This window comes from Paenirhodobacter hankyongi (genome assembly GCF_003664585.1).
GTDB lineage: Bacteria > Pseudomonadota > Alphaproteobacteria > Rhodobacterales > Rhodobacteraceae > Rhodobacter > Rhodobacter hankyongi.
Window position 1 is genome coordinate 151,084 of record NZ_RCHI01000002.1, and the last position, 18,402, is coordinate 169,485.

At 68.1% G+C, this 18,402-nt stretch carries 19 protein-coding genes; 11 read left to right on the top strand and 8 right to left on the bottom strand.

Annotated elements, in window-relative coordinates:
• Nucleotides 1-57 precede the first annotated feature (57 nt).
• Together DYS74_RS02660 and pip are read right to left on the bottom strand one after the other, a co-directional pair.
• Entirely contained in the window at nt 58-1,035 is a 978-nt protein-coding gene (locus DYS74_RS02660) for a TerC family protein (protein ID WP_245965172.1), read from the bottom strand.
• A gap of 167 nt (nt 1,036-1,202) precedes the next feature.
• The gene (gene pip / locus DYS74_RS02665) at nt 1,203-2,171 is read right to left on the bottom strand and encodes a prolyl aminopeptidase (RefSeq protein ID WP_121530650.1); all 969 of its coding nucleotides are present in this window, start codon (nt 2,169-2,171) and stop codon (nt 1,203-1,205) included.
• Nucleotides 2,172-2,238: 67 nt separating this feature from the next.
• On the opposite strand from pip, the gene ubiG reads away from it, so the two are divergent.
• Nucleotides 2,239-2,982, top strand: coding sequence for a bifunctional 2-polyprenyl-6-hydroxyphenol methylase/3-demethylubiquinol 3-O-methyltransferase UbiG (gene ubiG / locus DYS74_RS02670; protein WP_121530652.1), 744 nt, complete (start codon nt 2,239-2,241; stop codon nt 2,980-2,982).
• 97 nt (nt 2,983-3,079) lie between these two features.
• On the opposite strand, the gene mog is transcribed toward ubiG, so the two are convergent.
• Nucleotides 3,080-3,616, bottom strand: coding sequence for a molybdopterin adenylyltransferase (gene mog / locus DYS74_RS02675; protein WP_121530654.1), 537 nt, complete (start codon nt 3,614-3,616; stop codon nt 3,080-3,082).
• Complete coding sequence (locus DYS74_RS02680) at nt 3,613-4,842, bottom strand: argininosuccinate synthase (protein WP_121530656.1); 1,230 nt, start codon at nt 4,840-4,842, stop codon at nt 3,613-3,615. Before DYS74_RS02680 ends, mog begins: the two co-directional genes overlap by 4 nt.
• A 148-nt stretch (nt 4,843-4,990) precedes the next feature.
• Between DYS74_RS02680 and ilvA the strand changes: the two genes are divergently transcribed.
• Nucleotides 4,991-6,238, top strand: a complete 1,248-nt coding sequence (gene ilvA, locus DYS74_RS02685) for a threonine ammonia-lyase IlvA (RefSeq protein WP_121530658.1) — start codon at nt 4,991-4,993, stop codon at nt 6,236-6,238.
• Here the strand turns inward: ilvA and DYS74_RS02690 are convergent.
• Nucleotides 6,190-6,570 (bottom strand): Hpt domain-containing protein, encoded by a 381-nt coding sequence (locus DYS74_RS02690; RefSeq protein ID WP_121530660.1) that lies wholly within the window; start codon nt 6,568-6,570, stop codon nt 6,190-6,192. The two genes, ilvA and DYS74_RS02690, sit on opposite strands and share 49 nt — an antisense overlap.
• 150 nt (nt 6,571-6,720) lie before the next feature.
• Here DYS74_RS02690 and DYS74_RS02695 point away from each other — a divergent pair, with 150 nt between their 5' ends.
• Nucleotides 6,721-7,995 (top strand): PP2C family protein-serine/threonine phosphatase, encoded by a 1,275-nt coding sequence (locus DYS74_RS02695; protein WP_121530990.1) that lies wholly within the window; start codon nt 6,721-6,723, stop codon nt 7,993-7,995.
• Here the strand turns inward: DYS74_RS02695 and DYS74_RS02700 are convergent.
• Complete coding sequence (locus tag DYS74_RS02700) at nt 7,992-8,438, bottom strand: NUDIX hydrolase (protein WP_121530662.1); 447 nt, start codon at nt 8,436-8,438, stop codon at nt 7,992-7,994. The two genes, DYS74_RS02695 and DYS74_RS02700, sit on opposite strands and share 4 nt — an antisense overlap.
• 100 nt (nt 8,439-8,538) lie before the next feature.
• Here DYS74_RS02700 and hslO point away from each other — a divergent pair, with 100 nt between their 5' ends.
• The 6 genes from hslO to DYS74_RS02730 all read left to right on the top strand — a co-directional run bounded on the left by hslO (nt 8,539) and on the right by DYS74_RS02730 (nt 15,018).
• Complete coding sequence (gene hslO / locus DYS74_RS02705; protein WP_121530664.1) at nt 8,539-9,552, top strand: Hsp33 family molecular chaperone HslO; 1,014 nt, start codon at nt 8,539-8,541, stop codon at nt 9,550-9,552.
• Nucleotides 9,545-10,141, top strand: coding sequence for a CoA pyrophosphatase (locus DYS74_RS02710; protein WP_121530666.1), 597 nt, complete (start codon nt 9,545-9,547; stop codon nt 10,139-10,141). Before hslO ends, DYS74_RS02710 begins: the two co-directional genes overlap by 8 nt.
• A complete protein-coding gene (locus DYS74_RS02715; RefSeq protein WP_121530668.1) occupies nt 10,138-11,283 on the top strand; it encodes a CCA tRNA nucleotidyltransferase in 1,146 nt (381 codons plus the stop codon). Before DYS74_RS02710 ends, DYS74_RS02715 begins: the two co-directional genes overlap by 4 nt.
• A gap of 54 nt (nt 11,284-11,337) precedes the next feature.
• Nucleotides 11,338-13,173 (top strand): ABC transporter ATP-binding protein, encoded by a 1,836-nt coding sequence (locus tag DYS74_RS02720; protein ID WP_121530670.1) that lies wholly within the window; start codon nt 11,338-11,340, stop codon nt 13,171-13,173.
• 52 nt (nt 13,174-13,225) lie between these two features.
• The gene (locus DYS74_RS02725; protein WP_121530672.1) at nt 13,226-14,449 is read left to right on the top strand and encodes a class I SAM-dependent RNA methyltransferase; all 1,224 of its coding nucleotides are present in this window, start codon (nt 13,226-13,228) and stop codon (nt 14,447-14,449) included.
• Between the two features lie 68 nt (nt 14,450-14,517).
• Nucleotides 14,518-15,018 carry a L,D-transpeptidase family protein gene (locus DYS74_RS02730; protein WP_121530992.1) on the top strand — a complete coding sequence of 167 codons (501 nt, stop codon included), beginning with the start codon at nt 14,518-14,520 and terminating at the stop codon, nt 15,016-15,018.
• A gap of 75 nt (nt 15,019-15,093) precedes the next feature.
• On the opposite strand, the gene DYS74_RS02735 is transcribed toward DYS74_RS02730, so the two are convergent.
• Complete coding sequence (locus DYS74_RS02735; protein ID WP_121530674.1) at nt 15,094-15,606, bottom strand: CAP domain-containing protein; 513 nt, start codon at nt 15,604-15,606, stop codon at nt 15,094-15,096.
• Between the two features lie 173 nt (nt 15,607-15,779).
• Here DYS74_RS02735 and DYS74_RS02740 point away from each other — a divergent pair, with 173 nt between their 5' ends.
• Entirely contained in the window at nt 15,780-16,388 is a 609-nt protein-coding gene (locus DYS74_RS02740) for a L,D-transpeptidase (protein ID WP_121530676.1), read from the top strand.
• A gap of 118 nt (nt 16,389-16,506) precedes the next feature.
• Here DYS74_RS02740 and hemH read toward each other — a convergent pair whose 3' ends face one another.
• Nucleotides 16,507-17,562 (bottom strand): ferrochelatase, encoded by a 1,056-nt coding sequence (gene hemH / locus DYS74_RS02745; RefSeq protein ID WP_121530678.1) that lies wholly within the window; start codon nt 17,560-17,562, stop codon nt 16,507-16,509.
• 83 nt (nt 17,563-17,645) lie between these two features.
• On the opposite strand from hemH, the gene otsB reads away from it, so the two are divergent.
• Nucleotides 17,646-18,401 carry a trehalose-phosphatase gene (gene otsB / locus DYS74_RS02750; protein WP_245965174.1) on the top strand — a complete coding sequence of 252 codons (756 nt, stop codon included), beginning with the start codon at nt 17,646-17,648 and terminating at the stop codon, nt 18,399-18,401.
• The last annotated feature ends 1 nt before the right edge of the window (nt 18,402 follow it).

Here is an 18,402-nt window from a genome sequence, read left to right on the forward strand (position 1 = left end):
CCGGCGCGCCGCTGTTGAGAAGCCATATAGGGCAAACGCCCCGAGTCTGCAAGCGTTTCACGCCGGGCGCCCCGTGCGGGTGCGCAACAGCGAGGTCACGACGCCGGTGGCGAGGATCGCGACGGTGATGCCAAGCGACCAGACCGGCGGGAATTTCTCCCAGCCCATCAGGTCGGCCACGAACATCTTCGAGCCGATGAAGACCAGCAGGATCGCCAGCGCATATTTGAGATAGGCGAAGCGGTGCAGGATCGCCGACAGCGCGAAATAGAGCGCGCGCAGGCCGAGCACCGCGAAGATGTTCGAGGTGTAGACCACGAAGGGATCGGTGGTGATGGTGAACACCGCCGGCACCGAGTCGACCGCGAAGATGATATCGGCGAACTCGATCATCAGCAGCGCAAGGAGCAGCGGCGTGGCGTGGCGCACGATCCGCCCCGTCCGGTCCGGCTGTTTCACGGTGAAGGCATGCCCCTCGATCCGGTCGGTGACCGGCAGCACCCGGCGCAGCAGCTTCAGCAGCGGGTTGTTCGACAGGTCCGGATGCGCCTCCTCGCGGGTGAACAGCATCTTGACGCCGGTCAGCATCAGGAAGACGGCAAAAAGATACAGAACCCAATGATATTGCGCGACGATCGCCGCACCGAAGCCGATCATCAGCCCACGCAGCACGATCACGCCGAGGATGCCCCAGAACAGGACCCGGTGCTGATATTGCCGCGGTATGCGGAAAAAGCCGAAGATCAGCGCGATGACGAAGATGTTGTCGAGCGCGAGCGTCTTCTCGACGACGAAGGCGGTCACGTAATCAGCCGTCGCCTCCGCCCCCTTGAGAAACCAGACGAAGCCCGCGAAGGACAGGCCAAGCGTGATGTAAAGCGCCGACATCCGCAGGCTTTCGGCAACGCCGATCTCGTGATCGGTGCGGTTCAGAACGCCCAGATCCAGCACGAGAAGTGCCAGAACCAGAGCAAGAAAGACGAGCCACATCCAGACCGGAGTGCCCAGGAACGCAAAGAGAAGGAATTCCACCATGACCTCGTGTTGCAACGCGCCGAGGTCGACCGTGCCACCGGGCCGACATCGAGCGCACTCGATGCGGTCCGACATCGCGTCTCACAGGAAACGCCAGAGGGGCCCGGCCCGCCGGAAACAGATGGGAAGCCGCCATGGACTTTCAAGAGGTCGTGATCGGCTTGCTCTCAGCGCATCCGGTCCATCGCCGCGACCAGCGCCGAGGCGATGCCGGGCTCGCTCAGCGCGTGGCCGGCGGCGGGCACCATGCGCAGCTCGGCCCGGTCCCAGCCCTGCGCCAGCCGCCAGGCCGAGACCGGCGGGCAGATCATGTCCATCCGCCCCTGCACGATCATCGCCGGAATGTGCGCGATGCGGCTGCGGTCGCGGAGGATCTGGCCGTCTTCCTCGAGGAAGGCGCCATGGGTGAAATAGTGGTTCTCGAGCCGCGCGAAGGCGCGGGCGTAATCGGCCGGGGCCTCGCCCGGGAACCCGTCGTAATCCACCGAGGCAAGGGCATTTTCCCACATCGCCCAGTGCCGGCCGAAGCGTGCCTCCTCGGCGTAATCGCCCGAGAAGAGGCGCTTGTGATAGGCCGCGATCAGGTCGCCGCGCTCATCCTCCGGGATCGGCCGGGTGAAGCGCTCCCACAGGTCGGGGAAGAACTGCCCCGCGCCGCCGCCATAGAACCAGTCGAGCTCGCTGCGCATGGCGAGGAACACCCCGCGCAGCACCAGCGCATCGACCCGCTCGGGATGGGTCTCGGCATAAAGCAGCGACAGCGTCGCCCCCCAGCTGCCGCCGAAGACGATCCAGCTGCGCAGCCCGAGGGCGAGGCGGATCTTCTCCATGTCGGCGACCAGATCCCAGCTGGTGTTCCTTGTCACCGAGGCATGCGGGCGCGACAGACCGCAGCCGCGCTGGTCGAACAGAATCACCCGGTAATGCGCCGGATCGAAGAACCGCCGCATCGCCGGGCTGCACCCGCCCCCCGGCCCGCCGTGACACACCACCACCGGGCGCCCCTGCGGATGGCCCGATTGCTCGACATAGATCCGGTGGCCATCGCCCACGTCGAGCATGCGCTGGTCGAAGGGCTCGACCGGCGGGTAGAGAAAGGCGCCGGCTGCGCGTTTTTGCCCTGCGTTTCTATCCATGATCCGACTATATAACGGCTCAGCTCCGCCCGCCACGGGGGAGGCGCAAGGAATGACGGAGGACGGCATGGAAGCTGCGACGCAGACGATCGACCCGGCAGAAGTGGCCAAATTCGAGGCAATGGCCGCCGAATGGTGGGATCCGAACGGCAAGTTCAAGCCGCTGCACATGCTCAACCCCTGCCGGCTCGACTATCTGGTGACGCAGATCGCCGCGCAGTTCGGCCGCGACCTGAAGGCGCCGCGCCCGTTTGACGGGCTGCGGCTGCTCGACATCGGCTGCGGCGGCGGGCTGCTGAGCGAGCCGATGGCGCGGCTTGGCGCGACCGTGATCGGCGCCGATGCCGCCGGCGGCAACATTCCGGTGGCGAAACTGCATGCGGAACAGTCGGGGCTGACGATCGACTATCGCCACTGCGCGGCCGAGGACCTGGCCGCGGCGGGCGAGCGCTTCGACGTGGTGCTGGCGATGGAGATCATCGAGCATGTCGCCGATCCGCAGGGCTTCGTGAACACCTGCGCCGAGCTGCTGGCGCCCGGCGGGCTGATGTTCTGCTCGACGATGAACCGCAATCCGAAAAGCTACATGATGGCGATCATCGGTGCCGAACGGGTGATGCGCTGGCTGCCGGTGGGCACGCATGACTGGTCGAAATTCGTGACGCCCGACGAGCTTTACGCACTGATCCGCGGCGCGGAGCTCGATCCGGTCGACCGCAAGGGGATGGTGTTCAACCCGCTGTCCTGGCGCTGGTCGCTGTCGGACCGCGATCTGAGCGTGAATTACGTCACCGCAAGCGTGAAACGCTGAACCGGGGCGCTGCCCCGGACCCCGGGATATTTGGAGCAATCGGAAGCGGGAAAGCGGCCCGCGCCTTCCGAGGGCGCGAAAGGCCCGTGACCGGCCGTCACTTCGCCTTCGGGCGGAACGCCGCGATCTTCGCGGGATCGGTTTCGATGAAGGCGGCGCCGATCAGGTCGAGGCAATAGGGCACGGCCGCGAAGACCGCATTCAGGCAAGTGGCGATCGCCGAGGGCTTGCCCGGAAGGGTGATGATCAGCGACTTGCCGGCGATGCCCGCCGACTGGCGCGACAGGATCGCCGTCGGCACCTCGAGCAGCGAGGCGCGGCGCATTTCCTCGCCAAAGCCAGCGAGTTCCTTCTCGATCACCTGCGCGACACCCTCGGGCGTCTCGTCGCGCGGCGCCGGGCCGGTGCCGCCGGTGACAAGGATCAGATCCGCCTCTTCCCCGACAAGCATGCGCAGCGTGTCGGCCACGCTCTCGCGCCCGTCGGGGATGATGTGGCGGGTGATGGCGAGGGGGGTGGTGACCACCTCCCGCAGCCAGGCCTCGCAGCCCGGGCCGCCCTTGTCCTCATACTCGCCGCGCGAGGCGCGGTCGGAGACGGTGACGATGGCGGCGCGGGGCTGCGAGTGGCTCATTTCTTCGCCACGCGGGCGTTGCGGGTCGCGATCAGCTTCAGCCGCAGCGCGTTCAGGTGGATGAAGCCTGCCGCGTCGCGCTGATCATAGGCGCCCGCGTCTTCCTCGAAGGTCACGTGCTTCTCGGAATAGAGCGAGTAGTCCGACCACCGCGCCACGGTCCGCGCCGAGCCCTTGTAGAGCTTCAGCTTCACCGTGCCGGTGACGTATTCCTGGGTCTTGTCGATCAGCGCCTGCAGCGCCTCGCGCTCGGGCGAGAACCAGAAGCCGTTGTAGATCAGCTCGGCGTAGCGCGGCATGATCGAGTCCTTGAGGTGGCCCGCGCCGCTGTCCAGCGTGATCTGCTCGATGCCGCGGTGGGCCTCCAGCAGGATGGTGCCGCCGGGGGTTTCGTAGACGCCGCGCGACTTCATGCCGACGAAGCGGTTTTCCACGAAATCGAGCAGGCCGATGCCGTGCTTGCCGCCGAGCTCGTTGAGCTTGGTCAGGATCGTCGCGGGCGACATCTTCTCGCCGTTGATCGCGACCGCATCGCCCTTCTCGAAGGTCACCTCGATGAATTCGGGCTCGTTCGGGGCCTGTTCGACCGGCACGATGCGCTGCGCGACATAGTCGGGCGCCTCTTCGGCCGGGTTTTCCAGCACGGTGCCTTCCGACGAGGTGTGCAGCAGGTTCGCGTCGACCGAGAACGGCGCCTCGCCGCGCTTGTTCTTCGCGATCGGGATCTGGTTCTGTTCGGCGAATTCCAGAAGCTTGGTGCGCGAGGTCAGATCCCACAGCCGCCAGGGCGCGATCGTCTTGATCGAGGGATCGAGCGCCGCGACGCCCAGCTCGAACCGGACCTGGTCGTTGCCCTTGCCAGTCGCGCCATGCGCCACCGCATCGGCGCCGGTGCGCTGCGCGATCTCGACCAGATGTTTCGAGATCAGCGGCCGCGCGATCGAGGTGCCGAGCAGGTAAAGCCCTTCATACTGCGCATTCGCCCGGAACATCGGGAAGACGAAGTCGCGCACGAATTCCTCGCGCAGGTCGAGAATGTTGATGTTCTCTTCCTTGATGCCCAGCATCAGCGCCTTCTGCCGCGCGGGCTCCAGTTCTTCGCCCTGGCCGAGGTCGGCGGTGAAGGTCACCACCTCGCAGCCGTATTCGGTCTGCAGCCATTTCAGGATGATCGAGGTATCGAGGCCGCCCGAATAGGCGAGGACGACTTTCTTGGGCGCGGACATGGAGAGCCTCCGGATATGGTTTTGGCGCGGGATAGTGCGTTTTGCCCTGCATCTCAAGGCCTGCAAGCATGCAGGGGGGCGCGGAATTGTTCCCGACACAAAGGGAATCGGCTTGCCTGCCCGAAGTTTGCGCGCCACAGCTGGCGCCATGACCCAGTTCGCCCTTTCCGCCCTCGCCGCCACCCGCGCCCTGCGCGCACTGTTCGAGCCGACCCCGCTGCAGCGCAACGACTTCCTGTCGAAGCGCCATGGCGCCGAGATCTGGCTCAAGCGCGAGGATCTGACGCCGGTGCGCAGCTACAAGCTGCGCGGCGCCTTCACCGCGATGCGCAAGCTGCGCGAACACGACCCCGAGGCGCGCCATTTCGTCTGTGCCTCGGCCGGCAACCACGCGCAGGGCATGGCCTTCGCCTGCCGTCACTTCGGGGTGAAGGGGACGATCTTCATGCCGGTGACGACGCCGCAGCAGAAGATCGACAAGACCCGCACCTTTGGTGGCGATGCGGTCGAGATCGTGCTGACGGGCGACTACTTCGACCAGACGCTGGCCGCCTCCAAGGCCTATTGCACCGATGTGCAGGCGCATTTCCTGGCCCCCTTCGACGATACGGACGTGATCGAGGGCCAGGCCTCGGTCGGGGTCGAGATCCTCGACCAGCTTGGCCGGGCGCCCGATCTGGTGGTGCTGCCGGTGGGCGGCGGCGGGCTGGCGGCCGGGGTCACGGGCTATCTGCGCGCGACCGCGCCCGGCACCGATTTCCGCTTCGTCGAGCCCGCGGGCGGCGCCAGCCTGACCGCGGCCGTCGCGGCGGGCGAGCCGGTGACGCTGAAACAGGTGAACAGCTTCGTCGACGGCGCCGCGGTGGCGCGGATCGGCGCCCTGCCCTTTGCCGCACTCGACTGGGTCGCGCCCGAACAGATCCTGCGCGCGCCCGAGGACCGGATCTGCGTCACCATGCTCGAGATGCTGAACGTCGAGGGGATCGTTCTTGAGCCCGCCGGTGCGCTTGCCGTCGACGCCCTGCCCGAGCTTGGCCCCGAGATCCGCGGCAAGACCGTGGTCTGCGTCACCTCGGGCGGCAATTTCGACTTCGAGCGCCTGCCCGAGGTGAAGGAGCGCGCGCAGCGATTCTCGGGGCTGAAGAAGTATTTCATCCTGCGCATGCCGCAGCGCCCCGGCGCGCTGAAGGAATTCCTGCAGATGCTGGGCCCGGACGACGACATCGCCCGCTTCGAGTATCTGAAGAAATCGGCGCGCAACTTCGGCTCGGTGCTGATCGGGATCGAGACGAAACAGGCCGGGGCCTTTGCCGCGCTGACCGATCAGCTCGATGCGGCGGGCTTCACCTATCGCGACATCACCGATGACGAGGCGCTGGCCGAATTCCTGATCTGAGCCTCGGGGCGGGACAGGAATTCCGCCGCGCGGGCCATGAAGGCCTGCTTCGAGCGGGCATAGCTTTCGCGCACCGCGCCGATCTCGACGCTGCCCCCCCGCCCCGCGGCACATTGCCTTTCGCCGTCCTGACACAGCGCACCGAATTCGCGGAAACCGAGATTCCACGCCGAGCCCTTGAGAAAATGCAGCTCGTCCTCGAGCTGCCCCGGGGCCTCGCCAAGCCGGGCGAGCGTGGTCTCGACCTCGTCGAGGAACAGATCGACCACCTCGGCGAATTCCTCGGCGCCAACCTCCTCCCGCAACTCCGTCACCCGCTCCCAGTCAATCATCGCGCGCGCCTCCTCGGCATGTCTCCTGATGCGCAAGCTAGGCGGCAATGCTTGCGGAAGGCTTAACCAGATCGATTCACCTGATCTTAAGCCCGTCGCCGGACACTCCGAGCGATGCAGATGGCCCTTGCCGAGAGTTCGAGTCAGACGATGCTGCCCCAGCGCAGGTCCGCGCAAGACGCGGCCACCTTCCGCACGACCCGACGCGTCCTGGTTGTCGACGACAGCCGGATGCAGCGGCGCATCCTCTCGGCGCAGCTCACCCGCGCCGGCTATGAGGTGATCGAGGCGGGCTCTGCCGAGGAGGCGCTCGCGATCTGCACCGAGATCGAGCCTGACATCGTGCTGTCCGACTGGATGATGACCGGCATGACCGGCATCGAATTCTGTCGTCGCTTCCGCCAGATGGACCGTGCGAGCTATGGCTATTTTGTTCTTCTGACCTCGAAGAACGACAAGAACGACGTCAGTTACGGGCTGGAGAGCGGTGCCGACGACTATCTGTCGAAGCCGGTGAACGGCACCGAGCTGCGCGCCCGCCTTGCCGCGGGCGAGCGGATCCTGACGATGGAGCGCGAGCTGCAGGAGAAGAACCGCATGCTCTCCTCCACCCTGCGCGAGCTGCAGGGGCTCTATGATTCGGTCGACCGCGACCTGACCGAGGCCTGCAAGCTGCAGCAGAGCCTGGTGAAGGAACGCTATCGTTCCTTCGGTTCGGCGCAGGTGTCGCTGATGCTGCATCCCTCGGGTCATGTCGGCGGCGATCTGGTCGGTTTCTTCCCGATCAACGCGCGCCGCGTCGGCCTCTACGGGATCGACGTCTCGGGCCACGGCATCACCTCGGCGCTGATGACGGCGCGGCTGTCGGGCTATCTGTCGGGCTCCTCTCCAGACCAGAACATCGCCCTGATCCAGACCGAATACGGCATCTACGACGCCCGCGACCCGGCCGAGCTGGCGGCCTTCCTGAACGCGCTCGTGCTGCAGGAAATGTCGACCGACAGCTATTTCACCCTGATCTATGCCGATGTCGACCTGATCTCGGGCCGGGTGGCGCTGGTGCAGGCGGGCCACCCCTACCCGGCGGTGCAGCGCAAGGGCGGCGAGATCGAGTTTCTCGGCACCGGCGGCATGCCGATCGGTCTGATCGACGATGCGCAATACGAGACCATCACCACCCAGCTCAACCCGGGCGACCGGCTGCTTCTGGCCTCCGACGGCATCACCGAGGCCTCGAGCCAGCACGGCATGCTGCTGGCCGAGGAGGGGCTCGCGCGGATCATGCGCAGCTGCAGCGGCCTGCGCGGCCCCGCCTTCCTCGATGCCTTCTACTGGGATCTCGAGAAATTCACCGGCGGGCAGCTGAGCGACGACGTCTCGGCGATCCTGTTCGAGTTCGACGGCTCCAAGCAGAACGCCGACTAGACCGCGCCCCCGCGCAGCACCTGCGCCAGGAAATGCCGGTCGCCCGCGCTGGCAAGCAGGTCGATCGCCTCCTCGGGCGCCAGCCAGACGGCGCTGTGGCCCGGCTCGCTCGGCGGACCGCGGCGCAGCACCGGGCGTGCGAGGAATACGGTGCAGATCTTCTCGGCCCAGCGGTCGTATTCGGGCATGTAGGCGAAGCGGCGATAGGCGCCAAGCCGCCGCGCCGCGCCGATCGACCAGCCGGTTTCCTCGAACACCTCGCGGTGCAGCGCCTGCAGCGCGCCCTCGCCCGGGTCGATGCCGCCGCCCGGCAGCTGGAACTCGGGATGTGGCCGCGACTGATGGGTGATCAGCACCTGGCCCGCGCGCATCAGCACCGCATAGGCCCCCGGCCGTGGCCGATAGGCCTGCCCCCGCACGATCGCCTCTCCAAACCGCCGCATCCTGCCCTCCTGTGCTGCGCCCCCTTGGTCGAAAGGTTGCCGCGCCTATATAGGCAGGATATGGCAGCCCAAGGGCTGAACGAAAACCCCCGGGAAATACATGACCACGCTTTCGCAAATCGCATGGGACGATACCGTCCTGCCGTTCCAGCTCGACCGTTCCGACGTGCGCGGCCGCATCGCGCGCCTTGACGGCGTGCTCGAGCAGGTGCTCGCACAGCACAATTACCCGCCGATGGTCGAGGCCCTGGTGGCCGAGGTCGCGCTGCTCACCGCGCTGATCGGCCAGACCATCAAGCTGCGCTGGAAACTCTCGATCCAGGTGCGCGGCAATGGCCCGATCCGCATCCTCGCCACCGATTACTACGGCCCCGGCGAGAATGGCGAACCCGCCCGTATCCGTGGCTGGGCGAGCTTCGATGCCGACCGGCTCGACCCCGACGCGCCGCCCTTCTCGCAGATTGGCGAGGGCTATTTCGCCATCCTGATCGACCAGGGCGAGGGCACGCTGCCCTATCAGGGCATCACGCCGCTTGACGGCGGCTCGCTGGCCGCCTGCGCCGAGACCTATTTCGCGCAGTCCGAACAGCTGCCCACCCGGTTCGAGCTGGCCTATGGCCGCTCGATCCTGCCCGGTCAGGGCGAGCGCTGGCGGGCGGGCGGCGTGATGCTGCAGATGATGCCGGCCGTTGCCGGCGCCGCGCGCGAAGGCTCGGGCGAGGGTGGCCTGCTGCGCCACACCGACATCCTTGCGGGGGAAGAAGACGAGAACTGGGTGCGCACCAACGTGCTGCTCGACACCGTCGAGGACATGGAGCTGATCGGCCCGGGCGTCGAACTGACCGGCCTGCTGGTGCGGCTGTTCCACGAGGAAGTGCCGCGCGTCTTCGATCCGCAGCGGGTGGAGTTCGGCTGCACCTGCTCGGCCGAGCGGGTGCGCGACAGCCTGGCGATCTATTCCGCCAAGGACATCGGCCACATGACCACCGAAGACGGCAAGGTCACCGCCGATTGCCAGTTCTGCGGCGCGCACTACGAGTTCGACCCTGCCTCGCTCGGCTTCGAGGCGACGGTGAACCCCGACGGCACGCCGAAGGCGGCTGCCGATGAGTGATGCGTTCGCCCCGGTTCTGGCCGCCCTGGCCCGCCCGGGGCGGCCCTCCTCGGATTACGACCTGAACCCGGACGTCGTCCTGCCCGAGGGGCGCAAGCTGCGCCCGGCGGGGGTTCTGGTCGCGCTCGAGGAACACGAGGCGGGGCTGCGGCTGTGGCTGACCAAGCGCAGCTCGCATCTGCGCCACCACCCCGGCCAGATCGCCTTTCCGGGCGGCAAGGTCGAAAGCGGCGATCCGAGCGCAGCGATGGCCGCGCTGCGCGAGGCGCGCGAGGAAATCGCCCTGCCCCCCGAGAACGTCGAGATCCTCGGCACGCTCGATCCGCACGAGACCGTGACCGGCTTTCTCGTCACCCCGGTGATCGCCCGCGTCGCCCGCCCCTTCGTGCCGCAGGCCGAACCCGGCGAGGTCGAGGAAGTGTTCACCGTGCCCTTCGCCCATGTCGCCGACCCCGCGCGTTTCCGCATCGAGAAGCGGCGCTGGCGCGGCACCTGGCGCAGCTATTACGTCGCGCCCTTCGGCCCCTATTACATCTGGGGGGCAACCGCGCGGATCCTGCGCGCGCTGAGCGACCGGATGGCACCATGAGGCTGACCGGCGCCTGGATCGAGGCCGCGCATGTGCAGCGGGTTCTGGCGCTGCTCGAGGCGGGCGGGCATCTGGCCTTCCTGGTCGGCGGCTGCGTGCGCAACGCCGCCCTTGGCACGGCAGTCTCGGACATCGACATTTCCACCGACGCCCGGCCCGAGCGGGTCGTGGCGCTGGCCGAGGCGGCCGGGCTGCGCGCCGTGCCGACCGGGATCGAGCATGGCACGGTCACGGTGATCGCCGATCACGAGCCGCACGAGATCACCACCTTCCGCCGCGACATCGAGACCTTCGGCCGCCACGCCACCGTCGCCTTCTCGACCCGGATCGAGGAGGACGCGGCGCGGCGCGACTTCACGATGAACGCGCTCTACGCCCGCGCCGACGGCACCGTGCTCGACCCGCTGGGCGAGGGGCTGGCCGATCTGGCGGCGCGCCGGCTGCGCTTCGTCGGCGAACCCACGCAGCGCATCCGCGAGGATTACCTGCGCATCCTGCGCTTCTTCCGCTTCACCGCCTGGTATGGCGCGCCCGAAGAGGGCTTCGATGCCGAAGGGCTGGCCGCCTGCGCGATGCTCGCCGAGGGGATCGAGCGGCTCTCGCGCGAACGGGTCGGCCACGAGATGCGCAAGCTTCTGGGCGCCCCCGACCCCGCGCCCGCCATCGCCGCGATGGCCACGACCGGCATCCTGCCGCATGTGCTTCCGGGCGCCGATCCGGCCGGGCTCGCGCCGCTTGTTCACCTCGAGGCCGGGCTGCCCGCCGACCCGATCCGCCGGCTGGCGGTGCTGGGCGGCACCGATCCGGCCGAGCGGCTGCGGCTGTCGAAACCCGAGGCGCGGCGGCTCGAGCGGCTGCGCGAGGGCGCGCTCTCGGGCGAGGGGCCGGCGGTTCTGGGCTATCGGCTGGGCGCGCGCGACGGGTTGGATGCGGTGCTGATCCAGGCCGCGCTGACCGGCATGCCGCCCGCGGAAACGAGCCGGAACAGGGTCGAATTCGGCGCCGCGCAGCGCTTCCCGGTGCAGGCCGCCGACCTGATGCCCGCACTTCAGGGCGCGGCGCTTGGCGCCCGTCTGAAGGAGCTCGAGGCGCGCTGGATCGCCTCGGGCTTTGCCCTCGACCGCGCCGCCCTTCTGGGCTGAGCCCTTTCCCCCGGCCGCCCCGCCCCTATATTCGGCGGGCAGAAAGGGTTTTCGATGATCGACGCATTCCGCCCCGCCGAGGGGCCACCGCCGCAGCGCCTTGGCGCCTTCTTCCGCTGGTGCCTGCGCGGGGCCTGGCCCGCGATCTGGGTCTCGGGCTTCTTCTCGGCCGCCGCCGGCACGATGGAGGTCGCCGCCGCCTGGCTGCTGGGCCTGGTCATCGACAGCGCCACCGGCACCCCGGGGCCGACCTATCTGCAGGACAACTGGGCGCTGCTGCTGGCCTTTCCGCTGTTCTACCTGGTGATCCGGCCGGCGGCCTTCGGGCTCTCCACCTGGTCGTCGAACATGCTGATCGGGCCGAACGTTCTGCCGCTCGTGCTGTCGCGGCTGCACCGCTGGACGATGGGCCAGGCCGTCACCTTCTTCGACAACGACTTTGCCGGCCGCATCGCGCAAAAGCAGATGCAGACCGCCCGCGCCGTCACCGACACCGTGTCCGAGGTGATCGGCACGGTGTTCTTCGCGCTCGCCTCGATCGTCGGTTCGGTGGTGCTGCTGGCCGGCATCGACGGCTGGGGGGCGCTGGCGCTGGCGATCTGGCTGGTCGCCTATCTGGCGCTGATCCGCAGCTTCCTGCCGCATGTGCGTGGCCGCTCGAAGGCGCGGGCCTCGGCGCGGGCGATGGTCACCGGGCAGGTTGTCGACACCATCACCAACATCAAGACGGTGAAGCTCTTCGCCCATGCCGAGCACGAGGACCGCGCCGCGCTTGGCGCGATGGAGACCTTCCGCGACCGCGCCCGCGACTTCGGCGTCACCAGCACCTGGTACCGGCTGTCACAGATCACCTTCTCGGGGCTGCTGCCCATTCTGCTCGTCGGCGGCGCGATCCTGATGTGGCAAAAGGGCGCTGCGACCCCCGGCGACATCGCCGCGGCCGGCGCCATCGCCATTCGCATCGCGCAGATGTCGGGCTGGGTGTCGCAGGCGCTGATGGCGATGTGGGGCAATGTCGGCGAGGTCGAGGACGGCATGCGCACCCTGACCCCGGCACACGCGCTGACCGATGCCCCCGACGCGCTCACGCTCGCGCGGGTGCGGGGCGAGATCGCCTTCGACCATGTCTCCTTCGCCTATGGCCGGCAGGCGGGCGGGCTCGATGACGTCACCCTGACCATCCGTCCGGGCGAACGCATCGGCATCGTCGGCGCCTCGGGGGCGGGGAAATCGACCCTCGTCGCGCTGCTCTTGCGGCTCTATGACACCGAGAAGGGCGCGGTGCGCGTCGACGGCCACGACCTGCGCGCGGTGACGCAGGAATCCCTGCGCCGGCAGATCGGCATGGTCACGCAGGAGACCGCGATGTTCAACCGCTCGGCGCGCGAGAACATCCTTTACGGCCGCCCCGACGCGACCGAGGCCGAGATGATCGCCGCCGCGAAGGCCGCCGAGGCCGACGAGTTCATCCGTGGCCTCGTCGATTTCCAGGGCAACCGCGGTTATGACGCGGCGCTTGGCGAACGTGGCGTGCGGCTCTCGGGCGGGCAGCGACAGCGCATCGCGCTCGCCCGCGCCTTCCTCAAGAACGCGCCGATCCTGGTGCTGGACGAGGCGACCTCGGCGCTCGACAGCGAGGTCGAGGCGCAGATCCAGGAGGCGCTGACCCGGGTGATGGAGGGCAAGACCGTGCTCGCCATCGCGCACCGGCTGTCGACCATCGCCGAGATGGACCGCATCGTCGTGCTCGACCGCGGCCGCATCGTCGAACAGGGCAGCCATGCCCAGCTGCTGGCGGCGCAGGGGCTCTATGCCCGCTACTGGAGCCGGCAATCGGGCGGATTCCTCGGCACCGAGGAGGTCACGGCCGAGGAGGAGGCCGCGCAATAACGATGGCGCGGCGGGCCCGGCTTTGCTACTTCCCGCGCAAAGGAGCCACGCCATGACGCTGACCATCGACCGCCTTTCGCTGCACGCCGACGGGGTTGCCCACGGCCCCGAAGGCACCGTGCATGTCGCCATGGTCCTGCCCGGCGAGGAGGTCGAGGGCGAGGTCGAGGCCGGCCGCATCGCCGCGCCGCGCATCCTCACCCCCTCGGCCGACCGGGTGAAGCCGCCCTGCCCGCATTACCGCGCCTGCGGCGGCTGCGTGCTGCAGCATGGCTCGGACGGGTTCGTCGCCGGCTGGAAGGCCTCGGTGGTGCTGAACGCGCTTGCGCAGCGCGGCATCGAGGCGACGGTCGCCCGCGTCGAGACCTCGCCCGAATTCTCGCGCCGCCGCGCCACGCTTGCCGGCCGGCGCACGAAGAAGGGCACGCTTGTGGGCTTTCACGCCCGCGCCTCGGACACGCTGGTCGAGGTGCCCGGCTGCCGCATCCTGCGCCCCGAGCTTTTGGCGATGGTGCCAGCACTGCAGGAGGCGACCGCGCTTGGTGCCTCGCGCAAGGGCGAGATCGCCTTCGCCCTGACCCTGAGCGAGGCCGGCGTCGAGATCGCCGCGAAGGGCGGCAAGGACATGGACCCGGCACTCTTCGAGGCGCTCGCGGGGCTTGCCCGCCGCCATGACCTTGCGCGGCTGAGCTGGGGCGAGGAAACCGTCGCCGCCCGGCGCCCGGCGCAGCAGGTCTTCGGCCGCGCCCGCGTCACCCCGCCGCCCGGCGCCTTCCTGCAGGCAACCGCCGAGGGCGAGGCGGCGCTGGTGGGCTTCGTGCGGCAGGCGGTGGGCAAGGCCGCCCGCGTCGCCGACCTGTTTGCCGGCTGCGGCACCTTCGCCCTGCCGCTCGCCGAGACCGCCGAGGTCCATGCCGTCGAGGGCGAAGCGGCGATGCTGGCCGCGCTTGATCGTGGCTGGCGCGAGGCGCAGGGCCTCAAGCGTGTCACCCACGAGGCCCGCGACCTGTTCCGCCGCCCGCTGCTGCCCGACGAGATCGGCCGCTTCGACGCGGTGGTGATCGACCCGCCGCGCGCCGGCGCCGAGGCCCAGATCGGCGAGATCGCCGCCTCGCGACTCGGCCGGCTGGTGCATGTCTCGTGCAACCCCGTCACCTTCGCGCGCGACGCCCGCCGTCTGCTGGATGCCGGTTTTTCGCTCGAAGAACTGATCGTCGTCGATCAATTCCGCTGGTCTGCGCATGTCGAGCTTGCCGCACGTTTCGAACGGCGCTAGGGGCTTCGCGCGATCCGAGAATTGTGCTAGGGTCAGCGAAAAATGAGCAGCAGATAACAGGCATGAACATGCACCGGCGCACGCTTCTTGCGGGACTTTCGACCGTCCCGTTCCTCTCCGCCTGTGGCGGCGATTCCACCAAGTTCCAACGCTATTCCGGCCCGCCCGTGACCCAGATCCAGGTGCACAAGGCGCAGCGGGAGATGTATCTGATCTCGGGCGACAAGGTCGTGCGCGACTACAAGGTCGCGCTTGGCGGCAACCCGGTCGGACGCAAGCAGTTCGAGGGCGACGGCCGCACCCCCGAGGGGCTTTACTACATCAACCGCCGCAATCCGAACTCGGCCTATCACCTGTCGCTCGGCATTTCCTATCCGAACGACCAGGACCGCGTCTTCGCCGAATCGCTCGGCCGCAAGCCCGGTGGCGACATCTTCATCCATGGCCGCGCCGGCAAGGACGGCGGCCGCCAGGACTGGACCGCCGGCTGCGTCGCGGTGACCGATCCCGAGATCGAGGAGATCTACGCCATGGTCGGAACCGGCACCCCGGTCTTCCTGATGCCCTGAGCGGCGGACAGATCCCGGAGACGGCAAAGGGCCCCGCGGGGCCCTTTTTCATGCGCTGTCGGTGGCGGACCGGGCTCAGTTGTGCCCGGTCACCATGGTCCACCAGATCTTGCCCGAGGGCTCCTGATACCAGGCAAAGCCCATCTCGGTCGCAGTCGGGTTCAGGATCACGTCGCGGGTGTCGGAGAGCCCCATCCAGGCCGAGAGCGTCTCGGTCTCGGTCTCATAGGTCTCGGAGATGTTCTCGCCCACCAGCTCGCCGGTGAAGCCCTGCCGGCGCGCCCGGTCGATCGGCGAGGAGCCGTCAGACCCCCAGTGCCACGGCCGGTTCTGCTGCGCCATGTCCTGCGAATGCGCCGCCGCCGCCGCCATCAGCTGCGGGTTCAGCACGACAGGTGCGGTGCCGCGCGCGGCGCGCAGCGAGTTCACCGCTTCGAGCACGCGGCCGGGAATTTCTTTCCCGACCTTCGAGGTGATCTGGTACACCTCCGGCAAGGGTTTGCCGTCAGGGCCGAGTTCGGGCCCCGAAGGCTGGCAGGCGGCCACTGCCATCACGGCAAGCAGCATCAGGGCTTTCACGCTGGTCATTCTCTGTCCCCCGGAATTTCAGCGCCGAGCCTTACACCTCGCGCAAAGGCCACGCAAACCCACAGTTGCGTGAAATCGCCTGATGACGATGGTTTGATTTGCACCTGCGGCAAAGGCGCACTAATGCTGCGCGCGAAGCGGCCGCGGGACTCGGCCGCAAGCGGAGTTGACCCATGACCATCGCGCGCAAAACGCTTGATCGTCGCGCCTTCCTCGGCACTGCGGCCCTTGCCGGTGCAAGCCTTGCCGCCCCTGCCGTGTTCGCGCAGACCCCCGACGCCGGGCTCGAGACCTTCGAGGAATCGGCGAACACCAACATGCGGCGCAACATCTCGAGCTTCCGCGAGCTCGACTGGCATGATTACTTCAGCAACACGACGAACGGCATCATCCTCGTCGACACGATCTCGCGCTGCCTGCATTTCTGGTCCGAGGATCAGTCGGTCTACAAGCTCTACCCGACCTCGGTTCCGGTCTCGAACGAGCTGACCCGCCGCGGTCGCACCGAGGTGATCCGCAAGGTCGAGGGCCCGACCTGGTCGCCCACCCCCTCGATGAAGCAGCGCAACCCCGACTGGCCGGATTTCGTGCCCGCGGGCCCGGACAATCCGCTTGGCACCCACGCGCTCTACCTCAGCTGGCAGTATTACCGCATCCACGGCACCCACGACACGCGCAAGATCGGGCGCAAGTCGTCGAACGGCTGCATCGGTCTTTACAACCAGCACATCAAGGAACTCTACGGCCTGACCAAGGTCGGCACCCAGGTCGTGCTGATCTGACCCCACGCCGCAGACCGGATGCGAAAGGGCCCCTCGGGGCCCTTTTTTCATGACCGTTCGCAGCGGCCGACGCGGATCCTGCAGATCCTGCCGACACGCGGCGCCGCCGTCCCCGGTCTCAGTCGATCCAGCCGGCGAGGTTTTCCTCGACCACTTCCATCAGCGCGCGCACATGCGGTTCGTCGTCGTTGAGGCAGGGGATGTAGGTGAAACTCTCGCCGCCCGCATGCACGAAGGCCTCGCGGATCTCGCCGTTGATCTCCTCGAGCGTCTCGATGCAATCGGCCGAGAAGGCCGGCGAGATCACCGCGATGTTCTTCTTGCCGGCCTTCGCAAGCTCGGCCACGTGCTCGACGGTATAGGGCTTGAGCCATTCCTCGCGGCCGAAGACCGACTGGAAGGTGGTGTCGATATCGCCCTTCTGCCAGCCAAGCCGTTCCATCAGCAGGCGCGAGGTCTTCTGGCACTGGCAATGGTAGGGGTCGCCTTCCATCAGATAGCGCTTGGGCATGCCGTGATACGAGGCCACCAGCACGTCGGGGCGGGCGGGCAGCGTGGCATAGACCCGCTCGACCGACTGCGCGAGCGCGTCGATATAGCTCGGCCGGTCGAAATACTCGGGCACGGTGCGGGCGGCGGGCGCGCGCTTTTGCGTCATCAGCGCGCGGAAGAAGGCGTCGTTCGCGGTGGCGCTCGTCGCGCCCGCGTAGTGCGGGTAAAGCGGGAAGAACAGGATCTTCTCGCAGCCCGCCTGCACCATCCGCTCGACCACCGAGGCGGTCGAGGGATTGCCGTAACGCATGCAGAAATCGACCATCACGCCGGCGCCGAAGCGCGCCTCGATTGCCTCGCGCAGCTTCGCGACCTGGCTCTTGGTGATCGTCATCAGCGGGCTTTCATTCGCCTCGGTATTCCAGATCGAGCGGTAATTCGCCCCCGAGGTGAAGGGCCGCTTCGTCAGGATGATCAGCTGCAACAGCGGCTGCCATTTCCACGACGGGATGTCGATCACCCGCTTGTCCGAGAGGAATTCGTTCAGATAGCGCCGCATCGACCAGTAGTCGGTCGCATCCGGCGTGCCGAGATTGGCGAAGAGCACCCCGATCTTGGCTTGCGGCACCGGCGGGTGGTCGGCGGGGGCGTGGGCAAGGCGCGGGTTCGGGTCGATCTTCATCTCATGTCCTGTCGCTTCGGGAACCACCCCCGACTTATCGCGTTTTCCCCCCGGGTCAATGCGACCGTTGCAATCAGGACAGGATGACCTACCCTTCAGCCATGACTTCCGACAGCCCCTTTTCCGCAAGCGCCCCGCCCGCGCCCGATTTCGCGCGCGCCTCCCTCTTCCTCGACTTCGACGGCACCCTCGTCGGTATTGCGCCGCGACCCGACGCGGTGGTGGTCCCGCCGGGCCTTGCCGCGCATCTGCGCCGGCTGAGCGAGATCTTTGACGGTGCGCTCGCCATCGTCTCTGGCCGCTCCCTGCCCGAACTCGCCCGCTTCCTCGACGGCTTCGACGGGCTCCTCGTCGGCAGCCACGGCGCCGAGGCACGGGGGATGGCCCCGCCCCTCGCCCGCCCCCCCGCCGGCATCGTCGCGGTGCAGGCTGCACTTTCGGGCTTTGCCGCACGCGAAGGCCTGCTTTACGAGCCGAAGACGCTGGGCGGGGCGGTGCATTTCCGCGACCGGCCCGCGGCCGGGGCCGCGGTGGCCGCCTTCGTCGAGGCCCTTGCCGCGGCGAGCCCCGGCTTTGCCGTGCAGCCCGCGAAGATGGCCTTCGAGCTGAAACCCGAGGGCGCCTCGAAGGACCGGGCGCTGGCCGCACTGACCGCGCTGCCCGCCTTTGCCGGCCGCGCGCCGGTGTTCCTCGGCGATGACGCCACCGACGAGCCGGCGCTGGCCTGGGCCGGCGCGCAGGGCGGTTTCGGCATCAAGGTCGGCCCAGGCGACAGTGCCGCGCGCTATCGCCTGCCGGACCCGCAGGCGGTGCTGCACTGGCTTGGCATGGAGGGCTGAG

Excerpts from the sequence above, each read along its gene's own strand:
- DYS74_RS02660 (WP_245965172.1), bottom strand. The coding sequence starts at position 1,035 with ATGGTGGAATTCCTTCTCTTTGCGTTCCTGGGCACTCCGGTCTGGATG.
- pip (WP_121530650.1), bottom strand. The coding sequence starts at position 2,171 with ATGGATAGAAACGCAGGGCAAAAACGCGCAGCCGGCGCCTTTCTCTAC.
- ubiG (WP_121530652.1), top strand. The coding sequence starts at position 2,239 with ATGGAAGCTGCGACGCAGACGATCGACCCGGCAGAAGTGGCCAAATTC.
- mog (WP_121530654.1), bottom strand. The coding sequence starts at position 3,616 with ATGAGCCACTCGCAGCCCCGCGCCGCCATCGTCACCGTCTCCGACCGC.
- DYS74_RS02680 (WP_121530656.1), bottom strand. The coding sequence starts at position 4,842 with ATGTCCGCGCCCAAGAAAGTCGTCCTCGCCTATTCGGGCGGCCTCGAT.
- ilvA (WP_121530658.1), top strand. The coding sequence starts at position 4,991 with ATGACCCAGTTCGCCCTTTCCGCCCTCGCCGCCACCCGCGCCCTGCGC.
- DYS74_RS02690 (WP_121530660.1), bottom strand. The coding sequence starts at position 6,570 with ATGATTGACTGGGAGCGGGTGACGGAGTTGCGGGAGGAGGTTGGCGCC.
- DYS74_RS02695 (WP_121530990.1), top strand. The coding sequence starts at position 6,721 with ATGCTGCCCCAGCGCAGGTCCGCGCAAGACGCGGCCACCTTCCGCACG.
- DYS74_RS02700 (WP_121530662.1), bottom strand. The coding sequence starts at position 8,438 with ATGCGGCGGTTTGGAGAGGCGATCGTGCGGGGGCAGGCCTATCGGCCA.
- hslO (WP_121530664.1), top strand. The coding sequence starts at position 8,539 with ATGACCACGCTTTCGCAAATCGCATGGGACGATACCGTCCTGCCGTTC.
- DYS74_RS02710 (WP_121530666.1), top strand. The coding sequence starts at position 9,545 with ATGAGTGATGCGTTCGCCCCGGTTCTGGCCGCCCTGGCCCGCCCGGGG.
- DYS74_RS02715 (WP_121530668.1), top strand. The coding sequence starts at position 10,138 with ATGAGGCTGACCGGCGCCTGGATCGAGGCCGCGCATGTGCAGCGGGTT.
- DYS74_RS02720 (WP_121530670.1), top strand. The coding sequence starts at position 11,338 with ATGATCGACGCATTCCGCCCCGCCGAGGGGCCACCGCCGCAGCGCCTT.
- DYS74_RS02725 (WP_121530672.1), top strand. The coding sequence starts at position 13,226 with ATGACGCTGACCATCGACCGCCTTTCGCTGCACGCCGACGGGGTTGCC.
- DYS74_RS02730 (WP_121530992.1), top strand. The coding sequence starts at position 14,518 with ATGCACCGGCGCACGCTTCTTGCGGGACTTTCGACCGTCCCGTTCCTC.
- DYS74_RS02735 (WP_121530674.1), bottom strand. The coding sequence starts at position 15,606 with ATGACCAGCGTGAAAGCCCTGATGCTGCTTGCCGTGATGGCAGTGGCC.
- DYS74_RS02740 (WP_121530676.1), top strand. The coding sequence starts at position 15,780 with ATGACCATCGCGCGCAAAACGCTTGATCGTCGCGCCTTCCTCGGCACT.
- hemH (WP_121530678.1), bottom strand. The coding sequence starts at position 17,562 with ATGAAGATCGACCCGAACCCGCGCCTTGCCCACGCCCCCGCCGACCAC.
- otsB (WP_245965174.1), top strand. The coding sequence starts at position 17,646 with ATGACCTACCCTTCAGCCATGACTTCCGACAGCCCCTTTTCCGCAAGC.